The following is a 16,791-nucleotide window of genomic DNA, read 5'->3' as shown; positions in this document are numbered from 1 at the left end:
CCTCTTGGTTATTTTGAGCTCGATTTACCCGAAACAATTCTTGCACCGCTCATCAACTGAGAGGTTCCGTTAGAGCTCGCTGTCTGTGCTGCGTGGGTTCCCCTGCTGAGCATTCCTTCTACGCCTGAACCTACGCTATATCCGGCCCAGCTCATGGCCCCTAGAAACAGCATTGGTAGCACGATGAACATCGCCCCCATCACATACTCAATTACCTGCGCGGTGACCGTCCCATCCATAAACCCGGACGTAGGCAGCGATAACAGCACTTGATTGGACGCCGAAACTTGGTTGTATAAGGTGTCGAGCATGCTGGAGTCGATCCAGCGGGCGAGTTCCCACCAGAAACTCAGCATGTGCAGCGTGAACAGCGCGAACGTCACCGTCATGACGGTCTTCAGCTGGTAGGTACTGACCAGCAAGATCAACGGTAAGCTGATGATGACGCCCATGATCAGGAAAGCCTGCACCATCGGCAGAGCGGCACGTAGCGCATTCATTGCCGGGAAGTTGCTGAAGGAACCCAGTGCCAGCCCGGTATTAGTGGCCAGGTTATTGAGCCCCTGATTGATCGAGCCGCCACGAGCGCTGGAGCCATAGTCCTGGTACACCTGTCCGGGCGACATGGACATCGATTGCTGGCGCGGGCTGACCAGCTCACGCAGGGTGGCATCCTCGATCTCGTTGCTCGAACGACCAGTCAACCAACCTTTCAGCTGAGTCAGCAGCGAGGGATCGACCTGCTGGATCAAGCGCTCGCGCAACCCAACACCGCTATCACTCCACCACTGCTTGCAGGTGGGGTAGCCCGCGCCATTCTCCAGCCGAGGTAAGGAAACATCGCGGCTTTCGTCATACGGCCAGCTGACTCGCGGTGTGCGTGAACGATCCGTATCGTAGTAGCCGGGCGTGTCGAGAAAATAGCTTGAGCCGATCCAGGAGGCGTCGTGACTTTGTATCTTGTCCAACTGCGGACGGTTGGTGAACAACCGAGAACGGGAATAGCCATAGCAGTCGCGGGTGAAGTCGGCGATTTCTTGCAGCAGTACCTGACTGTCGATACGCGAACTGTCGATCTCCATGCGCATCTGCCGGATATCCGGTGCGCAGGGGATAGAGGCAGTGGCCGCCGCGGTCACACCTTTACTCAAGGCATGCACCAGAAACCACCAGATCGGCACGTTGGCGGAGCGTTCGCCGATGGTATTGAAGGTCGTCCCCCAGGCGGTTTCTGCTGGCTTGGCCACACTGACACCGCAGCGTTGGCTCGCCACATCATCGAACGTCATCGAGGCGAGGCTCAGCGGAAAGACCGGCGCGCAGCCGAACAACACGACGATGTAGGCCAGCCACAGCCGGTTCTCGATCCGCGGCACCGAGAGCAGTCCCTTGTTGCCTTCATCCGCGCCTTGCTGACGGGCCGACAACCATTCTTGCAAAATGATTGCGCCAAAGGGCGCGGCGAACAGTCCGGTGTCGGACAGGACGCTCCAGAGGCCGTTGTTGATGATCCAGGCCAGCAGGGAGAGGTAAAACTCCAGGTAGCTGTTGGTGCTCATGAGCATGGTGGTGACCTCACAGTCGGGTGAGCTCTACACAGGTAAAGAGTACGATCCCCATTGCCCCGATGCACTTCACACGCAGTCGATCCTGTGGTCGATGTCGGTAGCGCCGAAGCAGATCCCACCAGAGCGCAAAGAGGGCGCCGTAGAGCAGGGCACGCCACCACCGCAGATAGGGCCGTGCGGATTCGAATGCCTGCTGCCAGGCCTCGAAACTACCCAGCGCAGCGTGGCCGATCCATGCGACCAGTGCGGCAGTCAGGATCATCACCGCGGCAATCCCCGACCTCGCAAGCAAAGTGAATAGCGGTGAGCGTTTCATGGCTCACTTGCGCCTGGCGTCAGCATCATTGAGTCGGCCCGGCTCAGGGTCGCCTTGCTCGACGGTGCGCGAAGCATCAGCACCGCCGGCATGCCGATCGAGCACCAGGCTGGCGGTATTGTTGGTCAGCATCTGCCGGACCTGCAGTTCTGTCTGCAGCAGGCGGATTTCGCGCTCCAGAGCGTCGATGTTTTTCGTCAAGGCGGTTTGGGCCGGTTCGGCGGAGGCGATGTTCGGTTCGTGGCTGCCCGCCAGCAGAGTGCGCAGTAGCAATAGCGCCTTGCCGAGCACGCTGGACAGGGCTGTCTCACTGGCCAGGCGCCGTGCCAACAGATCCTGGTCGGGATCGTCGCGCAGCGCTTCGATCACACCACGGGTCACCGGCAGCATCGGGCTGGAGGCTTTCACCAGGTTGTCAGGGGTAGGTGCCAGTGAGCCAGACAGCAGCTCTTGCAAGGCCTTGAGGCGCTCGCTGTAGGCTTCCTGGATCAGCGGCGTTAATCCACTGCCAGCGGTAGCACGCAGGGTTTCGCAGCTGTCGCAGGTCGCGACTTCGCTCTCGCCCAACACCCGAACGGCCCATTCGGATTCCTCCTGGGGCGAAGCCCAGGTCTGGCAAATGGCCCCACCCAAACAGTCGCTGCTACTGATTGAGGCACTGTCATCCACCGTCCGGTTATGCAGTAGGTTGTAGCCCGCGCGCACCACGTCGGAGGTCACCCGAATGGGCGTCTGCCCGTTCCCCCCCGCCTTCGAACCGCCGACCCAGGACACCCCATTGTTGCCGTTATGGGTCTCGGTTTTTTTCACCGCGGCCACCGCATCACCGCCGGTTTGCTCCAAATTGCCTTGCATTTCCTGGTTCTTGGCCAGCGCACCCCAGCCGGCTTGACCGACCTTGTCCGCCATCTTTTCGGCCATGGCTTGGCAGGTCAGTTTGGAGCGGTCGAAGTCGATACGCCCCTGCATCACCCCGTTACTGAGCAACTCATAGAGTCCGGGGTTGGCGCGCTGGATGATCAACGCCGGCAGCGACATCACGGCTTGGGTCGCGTTCTGCACAATGCTGCCCATGATCTGCTGGAAACCTTCAGTGGCGCCGTTCAGCTGGTTCTGCAGGGTATTGGTGAGGCTCATGTTTCCGCACATCATGTTTGCTCGCCAGGACCCGCCGACGCCGAGACCGCTGGGTCGGTAGAGCGAACTCGGTGAGCCGACTGCCGAGCCGCCACCGATGGTGTACATCACTCGGTCGTCGAGTACTTCGCCCTGAGTACCTAAGCGATAATCGCCGTCGGCGGCGTGGGCATGCATGGCCATGGCGAGCAGTCCGTAGAGCAACAGACTCATCACGCCCAACCATGGTCGCGCGAGAAGCCGACTCATGAAGCACCTCCTTCGAAGTCGATGCTGAACAGGAAGGTCTGCCCCTCACGTTTGCAGCAGCTATAGGGACGCCACAGCGACCAGGCGTAGCCGCCATCCGCGCTCTGTAACGGATCGCTGGGAAAGATGGCGCACGTGGGCTGAACCTGAGGGTAGAGCAATTGCCATTTGTGGGTCGAAGCATCGTTTTCAACGATCGGGCCAGGCGGCCAGTAGCCGTCGCGTTTGGCGGGCGTGAGTGGTAAGTACACATGCGGCTGCCAGTTGCGGGTAATCACATCGCCGGCCCGTTGCGCCATGACTGCGGCCGCTTTGAAATCGTCGGGCTGTACCAGAAAGCCCTGCCTGGGATAAACGTTGCCCCACATGTTTCCCGAAGCTTGACGACCGATTTCACGGATCCCCGGCATGAGCGACTCGGGGTAAAAACTTTCCGGTATGCCATGGCGCCATGCCAGTGAGTCCAGGGTGCTCAGGTAGTAGGGCATGAACGCAGTAGCGCCGGTGGCGCAGGCATAGCCGGACTGCGAAGCCAGTTGCGTTGCGACCCAGCCACCGGGGTGGCCGATGCCATCGACGTTCTTGAAGCGGGGTAGGTTGTCGCGGCGGGTGTTCGGCGTGATCAGGTTGCCGCCACCCTCCGCGCCGCTGATGGGAGAGGATAGGGTGGCCATCTCGGTCCAGGGGTTATTGCCGGTGGCGGCGTAACTCGAGACCACCAGCTCAGGAATGAAATGACGAACCTTGGTCGAGGTTTTGACTGTGCAGCCGAAGGGCGTGCAGAGGAGCCAGAAACAAATGCCGACGACCCTGTATTCGAGACAGTTTGGGGAAAGCACGGAGGAGGTGATGCTGCCGGTGTCCAGCGCCACGCTAGGGCCGCACGCCAGCAGTATGCTTAGCGCCAAGGGCCGTAGCTTTGTGGGCGGGATTGACGAGCAGGCAACAGGCATGATCCAGGCTCTCGGTGTATGGCCTGGGTAGGTTCGGTTAGGAGCTGAAGACTGTCAGTGGAAATTATGGAGGCGGATCTATCGGGTTTGTTAGACGTGAGACTATTATTTGACGTGAGGGGAGCTGCGCAGGATATCGGGTTCCACAAGTAACTGATCTGCGGTAATTTCGAAAATATTGGCGAGCTTACACAGGACCAACAGCGATGGGTTGCCCGTGCATCGTTCGATTTGACTGACGTAGGTGCGATCCACCTCGGCCATGAGCGCGAGCTGCTCTTGGGTAAGATTTTTTACGCGTCGCATCAAGCGGATGTTTTGCGCCAGCTGCAGACGAAGCTGTTCGTAGTCTTGAGTCATGCGCGCAAATTGCGCCTAGAGGGACTCTCAATCCACGGGGTATAGTCTACATTGACATTGATCTAGGCCATTTTATGCTCATGCCTGTTATCGAGCGTTCATTTGGTTTCGTTAAGATTTTCGAAGCTGGGCCCAGCGTCTAACAATAAATCAGAAATCCAGGGTGCGTATGAACGAAAACTACCTTTCAATTCCCGCTGCGGATGGTTGTCCAAGTCTTTTGACACCTTGGGGCAGCGAGTTTGCCCCGATGATCGAACGTGGCGTGCAATGCGCTCAGGCTTGGCTTGATACGCCCGGCGAGATTCCCCTGTGGTGGGCGTTGGCGCAAACCCGCAAGACCTTTGCTGTCGGTGACCGCCAAGATGCTTTTGAGGCTGGATTCCTGTTGAGGATTCAGCAGCGATTAAATTGTGCCGAATGAACGATCTGAGGAAAACGACGTTTAAGCAGGCTTCGTATGGATGACATGGACAGTTCCCTGTGGCCGGCAAGCGTGTTCGGCTGCTGAAGCCCCAATACCAGCGCTCTCACAGAGTTGGTATTGGGTAATCGCCGCCGGCGTCTAGTTAACCGCGCCTTTCAGCGACTTACCGGCTTTGAAACTAGGCGTCTTCGCGGCTGCGATCTTGATGGTGCCCCCAGTTTGAGGGTTGCGGCCGTCGCGCGCTGCACGCGCTTTCACCGCAAAGGTACCAAAACCAACCAAGGTGACGTTCTCACCACTTTGCAACGCAGTGGATATGATGGTTGTGAGGGCTTCCAGTGCGCGCCCGGCATTAGACTTCGGGAGGTCGGTGGAGCTCGCTATAGCCTCGATCAGTTCGTTTTTATTCATGTGCGACTCCTTCTGCTGGCTGAATGTTGACGAGTAAATCTACTTAGATAGTTCTGGCAAACCTGCCAAAAATTTCTAGCGGAATACTGATCCAGATCAGTTTATGCGCTTGATGTGCCTGATAGCCTCAAATAAATGTGCGCGATTTTTTTACCGGCCAGGTTTGGTGGGCAGGCGCTCCGGGAGCGCCTTTGTGATCGAATGTTAAGGAAGAGTGATGCACTTGGCAGGCAAGAAAAGCGCGATGAAGTTTGTGCTGGGCGGGGTGATTGTCGTCGGCTTGGGGTTCTGGGCCTGGATGGAGCTTCGACCATCCGGGCTGGGTGAGGGTTTTGCCAGTGGCAATGGACGCATCGAGGCCACTGAAATCGATGTGGCCACCAAGTTGGCGGGGCGCATACTGACCATTGATGCGGATGAAGGCGACTTCGTTCAGCCTGGCCAGGTGCTTGCTACCATGGATGTGCAAGTGCTTGAAGCGCAATTGAAACAGGCCCAGGCCCAGGTACGGCAGGCCGACAATGCGGTGCTAACCGCCAGCGCCATCGTTCAGCAACGCCAGAGCGAAAAGCAGGCTGCCGAAGCCACTGTCAATCAGCGGGTTGCCGAATTGACCGCCGCGCAAAAACGCTACGGACGTACCGATCAACTGATCAAGTACAACGCCGTGGCTCGTCAGCAGTTGGACGACGATTTAGCCGTGCAGCAAAGCAACCAGGCGGCGGTGGCTTCGGCCAAGGCTCAGGTCTGGTCGGCCGAAGCAGCGATTATTGCCGCCAAATCCCAGGTCATCGAAGCGCAGTCTAGCGTTGAAGCGCTCAAGGCAGGGGTTGATCGGTTGCAGGCCGATATCGTTGACAGCCAGCTCAAAACCGACCGCCAGGCGCGGGTCCAGTACCGAGTGGCACAACCTGGCGAGGTGTTGGCCGCCGGCGGCAAGGTGCTTAACCTAGTAGACCTCAATGACGTCTATCTGACCTTCTTCCTGCCCACGGCCCAGGCTGGGCGCGTGGCGCTGGGCTCTGACGTGCGGCTGATTCTGGATGCTGCGCCACAGTATGTGATCCCTGCGCAGGTCAGTTATGTCGCCAGTGTGGCGCAGTTCACGCCCAAGACCGTGGAGACCAGCAGTGAGCGGGAAAAGTTGATGTTTCGGGTCAAGGCGCGGATTGATCGCAAGCTGCTGGAAAAACATCTGAATCAGGTCAAAACTGGCCTGCCCGGTATGGCGTACCTCAAGCTGGATACCGATGCACAATGGCCGGCTGAACTTCAGATCAATGTGCCGCAATGACCGCGCCTCAAACCACCGTCGCGCAGCTTGCCGGAATAAGCCTGCACTACGGTAAGCAATGTGCGCTGGACGACGTGACGCTGCAGATACCGGCTGACTGCATGGTTGGGGTGATCGGCCCCGATGGGGTTGGCAAATCCAGTCTGCTGGCACTGATTTCCGGTGCGCGAAAACTGCAACAGGGCTCGTTGCAGGTGCTGGATGGCGACATGGCCAATGCCGGGCACCGACGTCAGGTATGCCCGCGCATTGCCTACATGCCTCAGGGCTTGGGCAAAAACCTGTACCCCACTCTGACGGTATTCGAAAACCTGGATTTTTTCGGCCGTCTGTTCGGGCAGGGGCAAGCCGAGCGCAAGCGACGTATCGATGATTTGGTACGCAGCACCGGCCTCGATGGCTTCACCGATCGCCCAGCGGGCAAACTCTCCGGAGGCATGAAGCAGAAACTGGGCCTGTGCTGTGCGTTGATCCATGATCCTGACCTGCTGATCCTTGACGAGCCGACTACTGGCGTCGATCCGCTTGCGCGCAATCAGTTCTGGGAGTTGATCGCGCGCATTCGCAGCAATCGTCCCGGCATGAGCGTACTGGTGTCCACTGCCTACATGGACGAAGCTCAGCGCTTTGACTGGCTGATGGCCATGGATGCCGGTAGGGTATTGGACACCGGCTCGCCCGCTGAGCTGCTGGAGCGCACCCACAGCGAAAATTTGGAGCAGGCTTTTATCGCCTTGCTTCCAGAAGAAAAGCGCCGTGGCCATCACACGTTGGTCATTCCGCCACGTAAAACCCAAGGAGCAGAAGCTGCTGTGGCGATTGAAGCCCACGGCCTGACCTGTCGCTTCGGGGATTTCGTCGCCGTGGATCATGTGGATTTTCGTATCGAGAAGGGCGAGATTTTCGGCTTCCTGGGCTCCAATGGTTGTGGCAAGTCCACCACCATGAAGATGCTCACTGGGTTACAGCCCGCTACCGAAGGCAAGGCTCAGCTGTTCGGGCAGGATGTCGACCCCAAGGACATCGAGACTCGACGCCGCGTGGGCTACATGTCTCAAGGCTTCTCGCTGTATGGCGAGTTGAGCGTTTTGCAGAACCTTGAGTTGCACGCGCGCCTATTTCATCTACCCAAGGAGCGGCAGGGCCAGCGTATCAAAGAAATGCTTGAGCGCTTTGACCTGGTTTCCGTAGCCGACAGCTTGCCCAATGATCTGCCTCTGGGCGTCAGGCAACGTCTGTCGCTGGCGGTGGCGGTTATCCATAATCCGGAAATTCTGATCCTCGACGAGCCGACCTCCGGTGTCGACCCAGTTGCGCGGGATAATTTCTGGGAGTTGCTGATCCAGTTATCCCGGGAAGAGGGCGTGACGATTTTCATCTCCACGCACTTCATGAACGAAGCGATGCGTTGCGACCGAATTTCGATGATGCATGCCGGTCGCGTACTGGACAGTGACACGCCGCAAGCCTTGATGGACAAGCGTGGTTTACCAACGCTGGAAGAAACCTTTATCGCCTACCTGGAGGATGTCGCGGCCCCGCAAACAGTGGCTGAGGCCCCAGCGGCCGTCGCGCAAGCAGCGGATGCTGTCAGGACCGTTCGGCAGTCGCGCTTCAGCTTGTCCCGCCTGCTCAGTTACAGCCGTCGCGAGGCCATGGAGTTACGCCGTGATCCGGTCCGCGCCACGCTTGCGCTGCTGGGCACCGGGCTGCTGATGCTGATTATAGGCTATGGTATCAATCTGGATGTAGAGAACCTGCGCTACGCAGTGCTTGACCGCGACCAGACGGGATCCAGTCAAGAATATATCCTCAACCTCTCCGGCTCGCGTTACTTCACCGAGAAGCAGGATCTGCGCGATTACGACGACCTGGATCAGCGCTTGCGAAGAGGTGATATAAGCCTGGCGATAGAGATCCCGCCTGGCTTTGGCCGTGACCTGAAGCGCGGCAGCCATCCCGAGGTGAGCTTCTGGGTCGACGGTGCCATGCCGACCCGGGCTGAAACCATCAAGGGTTATGTGGCCGGGATTCATGCCAGTTATTTGCAGCAGCGTTTGCTGGAAACGACTGGCACGGCGTCCGGCAGCCCGGTGGACATCGCCTTGCGCTATCGCTACAACCCCGATGTACAGAGCCTTCCGGCGATGGTTCCGGCGGTGATCCCGCTGTTGCTGATGCTGATCCCGGCCATGCTTACCGCCTTGGGTGTAGTCCGGGAAAAGGAGCTGGGTTCAATCACCAACCTGTATGTCACGCCCGTGACGCGTTTGGAGTTCCTTCTGGGCAAGCAATTGCCCTATATCGCCCTGGGGATGATCAATTTTATTCTGTTGTTGCTGCTGGCGGTGATGGTCTTCGGTGTCGCAGTCAAAGGTAGCCTGCTAACTTTGATCATCGGTGCCTTTTTTTACCTCATTTGTTCCACGGGTATGGGGCTTTTGATGTCGTCTATCCTCTCCAGCCAAATTGCGGCGATTTTCGGCACTGCGATCGTCACGCTACTGCCCGCGATTCAGTTTTCCGGGTTGCTCAATCCGGTGTCATCCCTGGAAGGCGTGGGCGCGCTGGTCGGCAATATGTATCCGACCAGTCACTTCCTCACCATCAGCCGTGGGGTGTTTTCCAAGGGGTTAGGGCTGGCGGATCTGTACGGCTATTTCATCCCGTTATTGATTGCCATCCCGCTGCTGACGCTGTTCAGCGTCGCCGGCCTGAAAAAGCAGGAGAAGTGAGTGTCCAGTCTCTCCAACATCCTGCAATTGGGCATCAAGGAACTGCGTAGCTTGTACCACGACCCGGCGTTGCTGGCGCTGATCGTATTCTCGTTCACCCTCGGTGTTTACTCGGCTGCCACCAGTGTGCCGGAGACGCCGCACCGGGCCAGCATTGGGATCGTCGATGAAGACCGGTCGCAGGTGTCCAACCAAATCATCAACGCGTTCCAGATGCCGTACTTCCTCAAGCCGGTGGATATCGACTACTCCCAGATCGACCGTGGCATGGACTCGGGCGTCTATACCTTCACGCTGAATATCCCCGCGCGCTTCCAGCAGGACCTGCTTGCCGGGCGTAAGCCGACGATACAGGTCAACGTCGATGCCACCCAGATTAGCCAGGCGTTTTCTGGGGCTGGCTATATCCAGCAGATCATAGGCACGGAGGTGGCCGAGTTTCTCAAGCATTACCGCGCTGTCACGGCCGACGAGGTCGTGTCGGTGGTCCATATGGAGTTCAATCCGAATTTGATTTCCAGCTGGTTCGGAGCGATCAACGAGGTGATTAACCAGATCACCATGCTATCGATCATCCTCACCGGTGCAGCGCTGATTCGCGAGCGTGAGCACGGGACCATCGAACATCTGTTGGTCATGCCCATCACTCCGTTTGAAATTATGGTGGCCAAAGTCTGGTCAATGGCACTGGTAGTGCTGGCAGCGGCGGGGTTGTCGATGTTTTTTATCATCGAGAAGTGGTTGCAGATTCCTATCAATGGCTCGCTCGCACTGTTCCTGGCGGGCGCTGCTTTGCATTTGTTTGCCACCACATCGATCGGAATTTTCTACGGTACCCTGGCCCGCTCGATGCCCCAGTTGGGGCTGTTGATCATCCTGACGCTGATTCCTTTGCAAATCCTCTCGGGAGGTATGACCCCCCGTGAAAGCATGCCCGAAGGGGTGCAGAACATCATGCTGGCGGCACCCACCACGCATTTCGTCGAGCTCAGTCAGGCGATTCTGTTTCGTGGTGCTTCATTGTCGATCATCTGGCCGCAGCTACTGGCGTTGGTGACGATTGGCAGCGTGTTCTTTTTCGTCGCGCTTTCACGCCTGCGCAAGTCCTTGAATTGACGATCGCGTGCGTTGGCGCGCACGCGACGCTTTGTCCAATGGGCCTAGCGTCTACGCTGGACTCCGCCGTTGGGCATTGCCTGGCACACGAACCCGAGCCCAATCAGATGCCCACCTGGGTTATATGCCAAGCATCCAGGGCGCAACCCCGCTCTTCATTGCTGGGCTCGACCACCACGGTGACCCGGCTGGTCGGACTCGAAATCACCGCATCCAGTTCGATGCCCAGATACTCTAGGCTCGCGCACATGCGTGCCCGAATCGTTGCGTTGTGTTCGCCGACGACAGCGGTGAACACCAGTACGTCCAGGCCGTCCAAGGTCGCCAGCAGCGCGCCGGCTTCATGCAGGAAACGGCGCATTTATAAGGCAAGGGCCATGGCTGCGCGAGGTTCACCGGTTTCTACCTCAAGCAGTTCACGCGGGTCGCTGGAAATTCCGGAAACCCCCAGCAGGCCTGACTCGTGGTAGAGCTTATGGCTGACTCTTTCCAGGCCCAGCTTCCAGATTTCCATGAGGAAATCACCGCGCCGGGTCCATCGCATCGCCGCGCATGCCCAACATCAAGCCGTCTAGCGCCGAGAAGCCAATGGTCGTGGCGAGGAGAATTGCTGATGCGGCTGGAGGCATGACGGTGGCCTTACTTTCGCAGTTGGAGAGCAGAAATCTGCGCCTCATTCGCTAGTAATAACTTGTGTTTGGTTAGTAAAAAGGCAATTAAAAGGACCAGACTGTCTGGCTTTGGTATCGATGGCACAAACAACCCCATCTGCGGGCAGCGATATCAAACGGTTACGGCTTGGGACACAGCGGGACGCTCAGATTTCCTGCTGAAGAAGTACCCTCCACAACGATTTCATACTGGATGAAAAGCTTTCTGAACTGAATGCATTACGCCCAAACTGCCCGACGAAAGATCGCAACGAAACCGTCAGAGCAATGGCACCAGAAACATTATAAAAAAACAGATGGGGGTCGACGTTTTTTAGAAAATCATCAGCGACAGCATGCTCAACAATGGGTAGCAACACTTCTTGGGCGGGCCCTATGAGACGCTCATAAACATAAAGGAATCTTTCGTGCTGCTGCGCGACTTCCTTGATCACGAACATCGATATTTCAGGTGATGCAGCTGAAAAATCAATCATCTGGTCGACGGCAAACAGCAATCGCTGCATGGATGTCTGGTTAGCGGGATCGAAGGGCTCGTGTGGTCGGCTCAGTTGCACGACAAACTTATCTGCGATGTCGTCTACGACAGCCTTCCAAAGCTCGAGTTTTGTGCCGTGCCGGTGTGATATCAGAGCCACGTCGACGTTTGCAGTGGAAGCGATGCGCCGCAGACTAGCGCCTTCGAAGCCGTGCGCTGCAAACGACTTTAGGGCCGCCCGAATGATGGCATCAGGTTTGATCTCATTGGCTTTCGGTGGTCGGCCTCGCCGTTTGGTGAGTTCGGTGTGCATTGGTTCAAATACCTTGGTCTAGACGGGTTGGTTGACATGCAGAGCCAAGCAGGGATTTAATCAGCGATCGATGAATAAATTTTCATGATGGGCTAATCGTAGCATTTGAGCCGTGATGCGTCTTACATGCGACGGCTGCTCTCGATCGGGGCTCAACCATCGTTATTCAGTGTGGACGTCGAGGCGAGTCCTCTTTCCCGTTTTCGCAGAACGATTAGCCAAATGGCCTGATAGCAACGTCTTCCGCCGCACGGCGGATGCGCTCATTTTCGTTAGTTCACTAGTAAGGTCTTTTTGTGTCGTTGCAACAATTGAATGGCTTGGTTCGTATCTGTCCTGGAGCAATGTTGGTCGTACTCATGATCGCTACCGTCGGTTGCGCCGGGGTCAAGGTCAATGCCGTTGATAATCGCGATTATCTCTCGCTTCGTCGTGGCGATGCGCTGACGTCAGGAAAGCTCAGTGTCGCCGCGCGTACCTCGCTACAGGTCGCCGGAGTTGCCGAAAAAGACTGCAGTGAGAACCCAAGTGCCTGCCGTGAACAGGTGCGTCTTAACGCAGGGTTGGGCGAGGAACAGCGTCTTTCCACGCTGTCTGAATTATGGCTACAAGAGGCTCAGGATTCGCGCAGTTCGTTAAGTGCCGAAGGCCGTACCGATGCTTTTTTGGAGAGCGCACGTTATGCCTACGCTTATCTGTTCCTGACAACTAGATCGCCCAGTCAGAGAGCTTTGGAAGACCGTCAATCACAGGTGCGCGATTACTACAACTTTTCCGTCCAGCAAGCACTCAGTGAGTTATTCGAACGGTATCGCGGTCGTCCGCCACAGGCCGAGGATGACCGGGGGAATTTCCGGCTACGTGCAGGACGCTGGACGGTGTTCGGACGTATGGAAAATGTGCGTCTGGCCAATGAACGTTTTTTGCCACAAGAATTGATTCCTGCCGCCTCATTATCTTTTGCAGGACTGCGCAACCAGTATCGCCGTGATGGACTCGGTGCTGAACTAGTGGCTGTCACAGCGAAAAAGGTGGTTAACAGCGACAGCGACGAACAGTCCTGGAGCGAAACGCCTTTTCCAGCGGTGACCGCAGTCGCTCGTTTTCCAGGCCAAACCCTTGAGCAGGTGTTAGCCACCGATGAGGTCGAAGTGCTGGCCTACGACCCGTATCACCAAGACGCTGTGACGCTTGGCGGCATTGAAACGCCGTTGGCGGCCAACTTCACCTCGGGCTATGGTTTGTGGCTAGCGCGTTCCGGTTTTGCGCGTCAATCGTTGCTTACGTTGGTAGGGAGGGGGGATGTCCTGAAAAAGCCCCATCTATATCTCTTGCAGCCGTACGACCCAGAGCGCCATGTCGTGATCATGTTGCATGGTTTGGCAAGTAGCCCCGAGGCCTGGATTAACGTTGCCAATGAAGTCCTCGGTGATGAACACCTGCGACGCAATTACCAAGTGTGGCAGTTGTACTATCCGACGAACCTGCCGCTTGCGCTAAACAATGCCACCATCCGTAGCGTCATTGAGGAGACGTTGCAGCATTTCGATCCCGAGGGAACAGCGCGGGCCAGTCGTGACGTGGTTCTGGTAGGTCACAGCATGGGTGGTGTCCTGTCGCGCCTTATGGTATCGACGTCTGGAGCCGGGGTGGGAGATACGTTGTTGGCCAAGTACAAACTGAATGATCGACAACTGGCGGCTGCACACAAAAATCTAGATCCGTTTCTGAAGTTCTCGCCTTTGCCTCAGGTCAGCCGCGCGATTTTCGTCGCCGCGCCGCACCAGGGTACGCCGTTCGCCGAGAATCGCATTTCACGTTGGGCAGCCGGACTAGTACAGTTGCCGGTGTCGGTGCTCGATCGGTTCAAGCAATTGGGACAATTGTTGGTGATGCCTGGCAGTGCCTCCTCAGCCGCTATGGTGCGTCCGCTAAACAGTATCGACAACTTGAGCAATCATGATCCGCTTGTAATGGCGGTGGCAGATCTTCCTATCTCCCCAAAGGTGCAGTATCACAGCATTATCGGTAACTACACGCCGTCTATTGCGCTGACCCTTTCTGACGACGGAGTAGTGCCCTATAGCAGCAGCCATCTGCTCGGTGCGCAATCGGAAAAAATAGTGTCCTCAGGTCATAGCGTGCAAGAAACCCCCGAGGCAATTATCGAGATTCGCCGTGTCCTTCAACAGCATCTTGCAGATATGAAAGACTCCCCAGGGAGGCGCCAATGAGACCTGTGCGTAAGGTTATCGACCTATTGCTGCGCAGCCTGCTGACCCTGATAGGTACCGGTCTTATCGCCTGGGGTGCACTGGCGTTGAGTTATCGACTGCCATTGCCGTTGTGGGCCTGTAATGCAGTGATCTTCGTATGGTGTCTATGCGGAATAGGTTTTGCGGTACTGACATGGAGCACAAGGCCCTGGCGAGCCGTTCTCGGTTACGCCGTATTACTGGCAACTATCGGAGTCTGGTGGGGTACGCTCACACCGTCGAACGAGCGCATCTGGGCAGACGATGTCGCGCAGATGACCTCCGGGAAACTTGAAGGCAGCCGGCTGACAATGAGCAATGTGCGCAACTTCGAGTGGCAGACGGATGAAGATTACCGTGCCCGTTGGGAAACACGTGAATATGACCTGGAGCACTTGTCTTCGGTGGACCTCATCACTTCGTACTGGGGGATGCCTGCCATAGCCCACATCTTGGTGTCGTTCGGTTTCGAGGATGGTAGGTTTTTGCTGTTCAGTGTCGAAACCCGTAAGGAAAAGGGCGAGAGCTATTCTGCGATCAGCGGATTTTTCAAGCAGTACGAAGTCAGTATTCTGGCGACCGATGAACGTGACGCGTTGCGGGTTAGAACCAACGTGCGCGGTGAGGACGATTACCTCTATCGTATTGTGTTATCGGCGCCCCAGCGCAAAGCATTGTTGTTGTCCTACGTTGAGCAGGCCAATGATTTGCTGAGTCACCCGCGCTTTTACAATACCGTCAGCGCCAACTGTACCAGCATTGTTTTCGACATGATGAACACCATTGTGACAGGGTTGCCGATGGATTACCGGTTGCTCCTGACCGGTTACCTGCCTGGCTATGTTCACGATGTCGGTGGCCTGCAGCCGGCTTATTCGCTTGAAGCACTGCGAGAGGTCGGCCGCATCACTGAGCGTGCGAAGGAGGACTCCACAGGGTTTTCCGCGAGGATCCGTGAGGGCGTGCCGGGTTGGTAATCCTTTGATTTATTCAATGAGTGATGATTTAATTGGGCCAGCCTTTACTTTGCCGGTCAGGGAATACTCAGTGCCTCAAAGAAGGCCGCCAGTCCAGCACGTGCGCTCCATCCTGATGTTCTATCGGATAAAGGAAGACACTATGAAAGCCCTCGTCTATCAAGGTCCTGGCATTAAAGACTGGACCGACAAGCCTACCCCTGTCATCGATAAACCTACTGACGCCGTTATTCGTTTGTTGCACACCACAATATGCGGCACTGACTTGCATATCCTCAAGGGCGATGTTCCTGCGGTTACGCCTGGACGGACCCTTGGCCATGAAGGGGTTGGCATTGTCGAGACGGTCGGCTCGGCTATACGCAATTTCAAACCTGGTGATCATGTGCTGATCTCCTGTGTGACCTCTTGTGGCAGTTGCGCCAACTGTCGGCGTCAGATGTATTCTCACTGCGCTGACGGCGGCTGGATTCTTGGCCATATGATCGATGGAACTCAGGCTGAATACGTCCGCATTCCGCATGCCGATAACAGCCTTTATCCGGTTCCTGCGGGTGCGGATGAGGAAGCCCTGGTGATGCTGAGCGATATCTTGCCCACAGGGTTTGAAATCGGGGTCTTGGCCGGCAAGGTCAAGCCTGGTGACAGCGTGGTGATAGTCGGGGCGGGGCCGGTGGGTATGGCGGCATTGTTGACGGCTCAATTCTATTCTCCGGCCATGCTGATCGCGGTCGACGGTGATAGCAATCGCCTGGAGGTTGCCAAACGTTTCGGTGCCACCCACGTGATCGACATCAAGACCGAAAATGCTATCGAGCGTATCTTTGAATTGACCAATGGCATTGGTGTGGATGTCGCAATTGAGGCGGTGGGAATTCCAGCTTCTTTCGATACTTGTCAATCGGTGATAGCCCCAGGTGGCCATATTGCCAACGTGGGAGTGCACGGTAAGAGCGTGGAGCTACATCTGGAAAAGCTATGGATCCAAAACATCAACATATCCACCGGGTTGGTGAACACCAACACTACCCCGATGCTGATCAAGACGGTGCAAGCTGGCAAAATCGATGCGGGCCGGTTGATCACTCATCGCTTCGCACTGAATGACATACTTCAGGCTTACGAGGTCTTTGGCAACGCGGCCCAGGAAAAAGCGATCAAGGTCATTCTCAGCCAGTAACACCCGTCCGCCTCGCATTGCAGGAACTACGCATGGCGATCCAGACCAGCGGATTGTTGCTGGTGCTTAAGGCCGGTTCCTCAAGCTTGAAGTCATCTCTGTTTGGCGGCATAGCCTATGAGCAAATTAACCTCTGGCTCAGGGGCAGGGCCACCTGGATCGGCAGGGTGGGACCGGATGTAGTGCTGTAGTGCGCGGGGAACTTGCTGACAACCGAGGCGGGAGTAGCTTAGTGGCTAATGTAGAAACTGGTACCCGCGAACGAGGCGCGCTTTCATGTATGGGAGATCTCATCACGTGAGCACTACAACACCATTCTGGTCGTGTTAAACAGGGCGGATTCAACCGGTC

Annotated in this window: 15 protein-coding genes and 1 pseudogene; 8 read left to right on the top strand and 8 right to left on the bottom strand. The window is 56.8% G+C overall.

Features of this window, described 5'->3' with window-relative positions; all coding sequences use genetic code 11:
* Positions 1-8 precede the first annotated feature (8 nt).
* The 5 genes from YA0848_RS05510 to YA0848_RS05490 all read right to left on the bottom strand — a co-directional run bounded on the left by YA0848_RS05510 (position 9) and on the right by YA0848_RS05490 (position 4,583).
* The gene (locus YA0848_RS05510) at positions 9-1,565 is read right to left on the bottom strand and encodes a conjugal transfer protein TraG N-terminal domain-containing protein (protein WP_198712388.1); all 1,557 of its coding nucleotides are present in this window, start codon (positions 1,563-1,565) and stop codon (positions 9-11) included.
* Positions 1,566-1,575: 10 nt separating this feature from the next.
* A complete protein-coding gene (locus YA0848_RS05505; RefSeq protein ID WP_184316142.1) occupies positions 1,576-1,884 on the bottom strand; it encodes a hypothetical protein in 309 nt (102 codons plus the stop codon).
* 3 nt (positions 1,885-1,887) lie between these two features.
* Positions 1,888-3,270 carry an integrating conjugative element protein gene (locus tag YA0848_RS05500; protein ID WP_184316143.1) on the bottom strand — a complete coding sequence of 461 codons (1,383 nt, stop codon included), beginning with the start codon at positions 3,268-3,270 and terminating at the stop codon, positions 1,888-1,890.
* Positions 3,267-4,223 carry a TIGR03756 family integrating conjugative element protein gene (locus YA0848_RS05495; protein WP_184316145.1) on the bottom strand — a complete coding sequence of 319 codons (957 nt, stop codon included), beginning with the start codon at positions 4,221-4,223 and terminating at the stop codon, positions 3,267-3,269. Before YA0848_RS05495 ends, YA0848_RS05500 begins: the two co-directional genes overlap by 4 nt.
* Positions 4,224-4,328: 105 nt before the next feature.
* Entirely contained in the window at positions 4,329-4,583 is a 255-nt protein-coding gene (locus YA0848_RS05490) for a helix-turn-helix domain-containing protein (protein WP_014338722.1), read from the bottom strand.
* A 169-nt stretch (positions 4,584-4,752) separates the two neighbouring features.
* On the opposite strand from YA0848_RS05490, the gene YA0848_RS05485 reads away from it, so the two are divergent.
* Entirely contained in the window at positions 4,753-5,007 is a 255-nt protein-coding gene (locus YA0848_RS05485; RefSeq protein WP_034113462.1) for a LasR-specific antiactivator QslA, read from the top strand.
* A 141-nt stretch (positions 5,008-5,148) separates the two neighbouring features.
* Here the strand turns inward: YA0848_RS05485 and YA0848_RS05480 are convergent, their stop codons facing one another.
* On the bottom strand, positions 5,149-5,421 hold the full coding sequence (locus YA0848_RS05480; protein ID WP_034113460.1) for an HU family DNA-binding protein: 273 nt from the start codon (positions 5,419-5,421) through the stop codon (positions 5,149-5,151).
* Positions 5,422-5,665: 244 nt separating this feature from the next.
* Between YA0848_RS05480 and YA0848_RS05475 the strand changes: the two genes are divergently transcribed.
* The 3 genes from YA0848_RS05475 to YA0848_RS05465 are packed head-to-tail and all read left to right on the top strand — an operon-like array spanning position 5,666 to position 10,566.
* Positions 5,666-6,715: an HlyD family secretion protein gene (locus YA0848_RS05475; RefSeq protein WP_372436608.1), complete on the top strand. Its 1,050-nt coding sequence runs from the start codon at positions 5,666-5,668 to the stop codon at positions 6,713-6,715.
* Entirely contained in the window at positions 6,712-9,450 is a 2,739-nt protein-coding gene (gene rbbA, locus YA0848_RS05470; protein WP_014338725.1) for a ribosome-associated ATPase/putative transporter RbbA, read from the top strand. The genes YA0848_RS05475 and rbbA overlap by 4 nt, the downstream gene beginning before the upstream one ends.
* Positions 9,451-10,566 (top strand): ABC transporter permease, encoded by a 1,116-nt coding sequence (locus tag YA0848_RS05465; RefSeq protein ID WP_014338726.1) that lies wholly within the window; start codon positions 9,451-9,453, stop codon positions 10,564-10,566.
* Between the two features lie 103 nt (positions 10,567-10,669).
* On the opposite strand, the pseudogene YA0848_RS05460 reads toward YA0848_RS05465, so the two are convergent.
* Both YA0848_RS05460 and YA0848_RS05455 read right to left on the bottom strand, forming a co-directional pair.
* Positions 10,670-11,080, bottom strand: a pseudogene (locus tag YA0848_RS05460) (hypothetical protein).
* Positions 11,081-11,383: 303 nt separating this feature from the next.
* The gene (locus YA0848_RS05455; protein ID WP_041475982.1) at positions 11,384-12,028 is read right to left on the bottom strand and encodes a TetR/AcrR family transcriptional regulator; all 645 of its coding nucleotides are present in this window, start codon (positions 12,026-12,028) and stop codon (positions 11,384-11,386) included.
* A gap of 359 nt (positions 12,029-12,387) precedes the next feature.
* Between YA0848_RS05455 and YA0848_RS05450 the strand changes: the two genes are divergently transcribed.
* The 4 genes from YA0848_RS05450 (at position 12,388) to YA0848_RS05435 (ending at position 16,631) form a co-directional block, all read left to right on the top strand.
* Positions 12,388-14,262, top strand: coding sequence for an esterase/lipase family protein (locus tag YA0848_RS05450; protein ID WP_080570032.1), 1,875 nt, complete (start codon positions 12,388-12,390; stop codon positions 14,260-14,262).
* Positions 14,259-15,260 (top strand): Lnb N-terminal periplasmic domain-containing protein, encoded by a 1,002-nt coding sequence (locus YA0848_RS05445; protein WP_014338730.1) that lies wholly within the window; start codon positions 14,259-14,261, stop codon positions 15,258-15,260. The genes YA0848_RS05450 and YA0848_RS05445 overlap by 4 nt, the downstream gene beginning before the upstream one ends.
* 142 nt (positions 15,261-15,402) lie before the next feature.
* On the top strand, positions 15,403-16,440 hold the full coding sequence (locus tag YA0848_RS05440; protein ID WP_014338731.1) for a zinc-dependent alcohol dehydrogenase family protein: 1,038 nt from the start codon (positions 15,403-15,405) through the stop codon (positions 16,438-16,440).
* 32 nt (positions 16,441-16,472) lie between these two features.
* Complete coding sequence (locus tag YA0848_RS05435; RefSeq protein WP_155717231.1) at positions 16,473-16,631, top strand: hypothetical protein; 159 nt, start codon at positions 16,473-16,475, stop codon at positions 16,629-16,631.
* The last annotated feature ends 160 nt before the right edge of the window (positions 16,632-16,791 follow it).

The sequence above is a fragment of the Pseudomonas sp. S4_EA_1b genome (genome assembly GCF_016307435.1).
Taxonomy (GTDB): Bacteria; Pseudomonadota; Gammaproteobacteria; order Pseudomonadales; family Pseudomonadaceae; genus Aquipseudomonas; species Aquipseudomonas rhodesiae.
This window is presented reverse-complemented; position numbering and strand designations above follow the sequence as displayed.

What these genes read in the sequence shown, in the direction of transcription:
- YA0848_RS05480 (WP_034113460.1), bottom strand. Translation starts at nt 5,421, where the DNA reads ATGAATAAAAACGAACTGATCGAGGCTATAGCGAGCTCCACCGACCTC.
- rbbA (WP_014338725.1), top strand. Translation starts at nt 6,712, where the DNA reads ATGACCGCGCCTCAAACCACCGTCGCGCAGCTTGCCGGAATAAGCCTG.
- YA0848_RS05500 (WP_184316143.1), bottom strand. Translation starts at nt 3,270, where the DNA reads ATGAGTCGGCTTCTCGCGCGACCATGGTTGGGCGTGATGAGTCTGTTG.
- YA0848_RS05445 (WP_014338730.1), top strand. Translation starts at nt 14,259, where the DNA reads ATGAGACCTGTGCGTAAGGTTATCGACCTATTGCTGCGCAGCCTGCTG.
- YA0848_RS05510 (WP_198712388.1), bottom strand. Translation starts at nt 1,565, where the DNA reads ATGCTCATGAGCACCAACAGCTACCTGGAGTTTTACCTCTCCCTGCTG.
- YA0848_RS05485 (WP_034113462.1), top strand. Translation starts at nt 4,753, where the DNA reads ATGAACGAAAACTACCTTTCAATTCCCGCTGCGGATGGTTGTCCAAGT.
- YA0848_RS05495 (WP_184316145.1), bottom strand. Translation starts at nt 4,223, where the DNA reads ATGCCTGTTGCCTGCTCGTCAATCCCGCCCACAAAGCTACGGCCCTTG.
- YA0848_RS05475 (WP_372436608.1), top strand. Translation starts at nt 5,666, where the DNA reads ATGAAGTTTGTGCTGGGCGGGGTGATTGTCGTCGGCTTGGGGTTCTGG.
- YA0848_RS05440 (WP_014338731.1), top strand. Translation starts at nt 15,403, where the DNA reads ATGAAAGCCCTCGTCTATCAAGGTCCTGGCATTAAAGACTGGACCGAC.
- YA0848_RS05505 (WP_184316142.1), bottom strand. Translation starts at nt 1,884, where the DNA reads ATGAAACGCTCACCGCTATTCACTTTGCTTGCGAGGTCGGGGATTGCC.
- YA0848_RS05450 (WP_080570032.1), top strand. Translation starts at nt 12,388, where the DNA reads ATGATCGCTACCGTCGGTTGCGCCGGGGTCAAGGTCAATGCCGTTGAT.
- YA0848_RS05455 (WP_041475982.1), bottom strand. Translation starts at nt 12,028, where the DNA reads ATGCACACCGAACTCACCAAACGGCGAGGCCGACCACCGAAAGCCAAT.
- YA0848_RS05435 (WP_155717231.1), top strand. Translation starts at nt 16,473, where the DNA reads ATGGCGATCCAGACCAGCGGATTGTTGCTGGTGCTTAAGGCCGGTTCC.
- YA0848_RS05490 (WP_014338722.1), bottom strand. Translation starts at nt 4,583, where the DNA reads ATGACTCAAGACTACGAACAGCTTCGTCTGCAGCTGGCGCAAAACATC.